This window comes from Chamaesiphon sp. OTE_20_metabat_361 (genome assembly GCF_031364565.1).
The window spans coordinates 1-3,619 of record NZ_JANLWO010000310.1; the positions used below are offsets into that span (position 1 = coordinate 1).

3 protein-coding genes and 1 pseudogene are annotated in these 3,619 nt (G+C 47.9%); 1 reads left to right on the forward strand and 3 read right to left on the reverse strand.

The genetic code is table 11. The features are described from left to right. Positions 1-188 precede the first annotated feature (188 nt). The gene (locus tag RMO35_RS09215) at positions 189-1,049 is read right to left on the reverse strand and encodes a CPBP family intramembrane glutamic endopeptidase (RefSeq protein ID WP_309740453.1); all 861 of its coding nucleotides are present in this window, start codon (positions 1,047-1,049) and stop codon (positions 189-191) included. Positions 1,050-1,177: 128 nt separating this feature from the next. Next, positions 1,178-1,462: an ATP-dependent Clp protease adapter ClpS gene (gene clpS / locus RMO35_RS09220; protein WP_309740455.1), complete on the reverse strand. Its 285-nt coding sequence runs from the start codon at positions 1,460-1,462 to the stop codon at positions 1,178-1,180. A 215-nt stretch (positions 1,463-1,677) separates the two neighbouring features. Between clpS and purN the strand changes: the two genes are divergently transcribed. Beyond that, entirely contained in the window at positions 1,678-2,313 is a 636-nt protein-coding gene (gene purN / locus RMO35_RS09225; RefSeq protein ID WP_309740458.1) for a phosphoribosylglycinamide formyltransferase, read from the forward strand. Between the two features lie 143 nt (positions 2,314-2,456). Here the strand turns inward: purN and RMO35_RS09230 are convergent. Further along, positions 2,457-3,590, reverse strand: a pseudogene (locus tag RMO35_RS09230) (cob(I)yrinic acid a,c-diamide adenosyltransferase). Positions 3,591-3,619 lie beyond the last annotated feature (29 nt).

Consider the following 3,619-nt stretch of genomic DNA (forward strand, 5'->3'; position numbering starts at 1 on the left):
TGTTTGCGGTTAGTACCGCCGAGAGTACGCTTGGTCATATTAGATCCGCTCGAATTGACTAATTATTAATATTGTGGTATGCAAAAAGCCACAATGTACTAGTATAGCAGCTATTTCGCTCGATCGCGCATGAGGGTGTTAAATAGGTATCGATACTGTGCTTAAGAATAGCCTGGAGACTTCAACCGCTAGCGATCGACCTTAACACCTGATAAATTCGAGATCGTCAAAGCTAATGCTCCTAAGAAAATTATGCCGAGTAGTCCAGCGGTCGGATTGCCATTGATGCCAGTAATCCAATCCGAAACTCGACCGGAATATTTCACCATATTTCCGACATTGACAATATAAAAAGCCCACACTAAGCCAGTGTGAAGACCGATCGACATCCCTAGCAGATTTCGATTTTGACGTTTGGCAATGATGACTACAGTACCAAGCAAAAATAATCCTGGGAAGGCGGGCAAAGATGCGAGAATCACCGGAATCGGTTTGAGAAAATGCAATGCAGCATATAAACCAGCAGCCGCTATCCATGAAACTGTTTGTGAGTAATCTCGCTCTAATTCATCCAGCATCCACCCTCGAAAAAATAACTCTTCAGCTAAACTGACCCCTAACGCAGTTGCCGAACCTTCTAGGGCTAATTGGAGGATGGATAAACGCGGGGCTTGCCATGTGAGCCACCCGAGTAAGCCTTGGGTAATAAATAGTGCAAATGTAAAGCATGAGCCGATCGCGAGTCCTTTGAGCAACAATAGTCCATTCTGACGCGTGAACATCAATCCATACCGCGCATAGAGGTTGGGGTGTTGGTAAACCTTCCGCCCCCACCAGGGTAATAGCGCGATAAACTCGATCGCGAGTAAGCCCATCGTCAGGATTGAGAGCAAGTTCTTGGTACCAGGATCTTCGAGATTTTGCTGGGTGAGAAACATCCCCAGATAGATTAAGGCTAATCCGGGCACCCACAATACAATTAGCACCAGGAGAAAGCTGAACATTCTGCCCGGTGCTGGATAATTTTTAATATTATTGAGATTTATCATCTGCAATTTAGAACTTTGAGCCGTTGCGATCTAGATTAGCTTATGGCTTAACCAGAAAATAAAATTCCAAATTGTAGTCTTAACTTAGGTGCGTTATCCTGCGGAGTAACACACCCTACGGCTAAAGCCTAATCGGCTGGCTCGATCGTACTAGTCAAGCCGTGACTTTTGAGGACATCACAGTAGTGTTCTGCATGTTCTTGATTGCAGGCAATTACTAGTGCCATGCCATATTGATGGGCTTCCATCATGATATTAATTGCTTGTGGTGCCGAGAGGTTGGGGATAGTCGTTATCAATATCTCGACGACATGCTCCATCGCATTAAATTCATCGTTGTGCAGCAACACGCGGTAATTAGGAGCGTGTTTGCGGGTGGTTGATGATTTTTCGATAGTTTCTGTATAACTCATGCTCTAACAGTAAATAGTGGCTGGTAAATCGCGATCGGTTTGACGCTGACTAGTTGTGGCGACTCTCTTATATTACCCAATCATTATGGGGTGAATTTCTAGTTTAGAACAGATCCTTCAGTCCGAGTCGGTCGATCGATCGCACAGAGAATCGGTTGCTAGAAATGCTATAACAATCTGGGGCACTTTGCTCGATCTTCCATTTACTCACATCCATGACCGACATATCCAGCCTCATCTCGCCCGCTCCATTAAGTGTCGATCGCAATTCACCGCCACTCGTCCTCGGTATCATGGCATCAGGAAGTGGTAGTAATTTTGAAGCAGTTGCTAACGCGATCGAGAGTGGCAACTTGAATGCAAAGATTGCCGTACTCATCCATAATAAACCAGGAATTAAGGCGATCGATCGCGCCCAACAGCGCGGGATTGCAACAGTATTACTCGATCATCGCGAGTACCCTACGCGGGCGGAACTCGATCGGGCGATCGTGGCTACATTTGCGGCTCATCGGGTGGAATGCGTGGTAATGGCGGGTTGGATGCGGGTGATTACCCAAGTCCTCATCGATGCTTTTCCCGATCGAGTCATCAATATTCACCCTAGTCTCCTACCGAGCTTTCCTGGCATTCACGCGATCGAGCAAGCGCTGGCTGCTAAGGTCAAGATTACTGGCTGTACCGTCCATTTAGTCAGTCTCGAAGTAGATGCTGGGCCGATTATCGTCCAATCCGCCGTGCCCGTTTTCCCCGATGATACCGCCCAAACTTTGCACGCACGGGTGCAAATTCAGGAACATCTAATTTTACCGCAAGCGATTGAATTATTGGCTCAGTTGCCTGGAGACTAAAGTCTCCGCTAGTGATGCAAAGTCCGCCTACGCGGACTGATTAGCTAGTCCGCGTAGGCGGACTTTGCATCATCAGCGACGATTTCAATCGTTGTGGGTACTCAAACACAGCAAATATCCCTAACCTGTCGGTGTGAATAAAGTTAAAAATCCACACCTCGACGGAGATCTACACCATTATCGGCATAATGTTTGTGACAGATCATTTCGGAGTGAACGCTGGCAATATCAAAGTAAGCGGGAGTATTGAAACAGCGCCCGGTGATGATTACTTGGGTACCTTTAGGCTTGTCGAGCAAACTTTGAACGATCGGTTCTTGAGGGAGCAGATCGAGGTCTACAGTGGGGTTTAATTCGTCCAGAACGATCGTTTTGTACAATCCCGAGGCAATGGCACTACTGGCTATCTCCCAGCCCCGCTGTGCCTCAATGAAGTCGATTTCTTGCTGTTTACCACGCCAGACGATCGCGTCGCTACCACAACGGTGGTGATCTACTAGTTGCGGATAGCTTTTCTTCAAGGCATCAATCGCGGCGTCTTCGGTATAACCCGTACCGCCTTTGAGCCATTGGACGATCAGTACCCGATGGGATTCATCTTGACCGATGCCGCGCCCGATCGCTTGTAGTGCTTTGCCCAGAGCGCTGGTAGATTTACCCTTCCCCGCACCCGTATAGATTTCAATCCCTTCAATGCCTTGGGCTGCGGCTTCGGGATGGTGGTGCGCTCTCATCTCGGAATGTAAATCGGCAATCTCGATCAGCTAAGCGGGTGCATCTCTCCCGGTGACAATTACTTCGAGATGATTGGGTTTGGATTGGAGAATATCGACTATTTCAGCAATGGGCAGTAATCCTAAATCGAGAGTGGGACTGAGTTCGTCCAAGACGATCACGGAATAGAGATCGGAATAAATCGCTCCTTTAGCCACTGTCCAAGCGCGATGGGCTTGGGCGCGATCGAAATCGGTAACTTCGTCTTTGCCAAAATATTCAGAGCGCCCAGTCCGGACTCGATCGATCAAATGGGGAAAACTCTTTTGCAGTGCGGCGATCGCGGCATCTTCATCGTAGTCCCGCTCCGATCCTTTGAGAAATTGTACTAGCAAAATCCGCGTATCCGCACCTGCTTCAATTCCCAAGCCGATCGATCTGAGTACTACCCCTAATGCTGCTTGGGATTTGCCTTTACCCGTACCGTCGTAGACATGAATCTGTCCGGCGGCACGTTCTTTGCGTTTGGTTGCCGTGCGAATCCCAATCCCAACTCTACTCACTAGTATCAAACTCCTAATTTACTAAAGAC

What these genes read in the sequence shown, in the direction of transcription:
- purN (WP_309740458.1), top strand. Translation starts at nt 1,678, where the DNA reads ATGACCGACATATCCAGCCTCATCTCGCCCGCTCCATTAAGTGTCGAT.
- RMO35_RS09215 (WP_309740453.1), bottom strand. Translation starts at nt 1,049, where the DNA reads ATGATAAATCTCAATAATATTAAAAATTATCCAGCACCGGGCAGAATG.
- clpS (WP_309740455.1), bottom strand. Translation starts at nt 1,462, where the DNA reads ATGAGTTATACAGAAACTATCGAAAAATCATCAACCACCCGCAAACAC.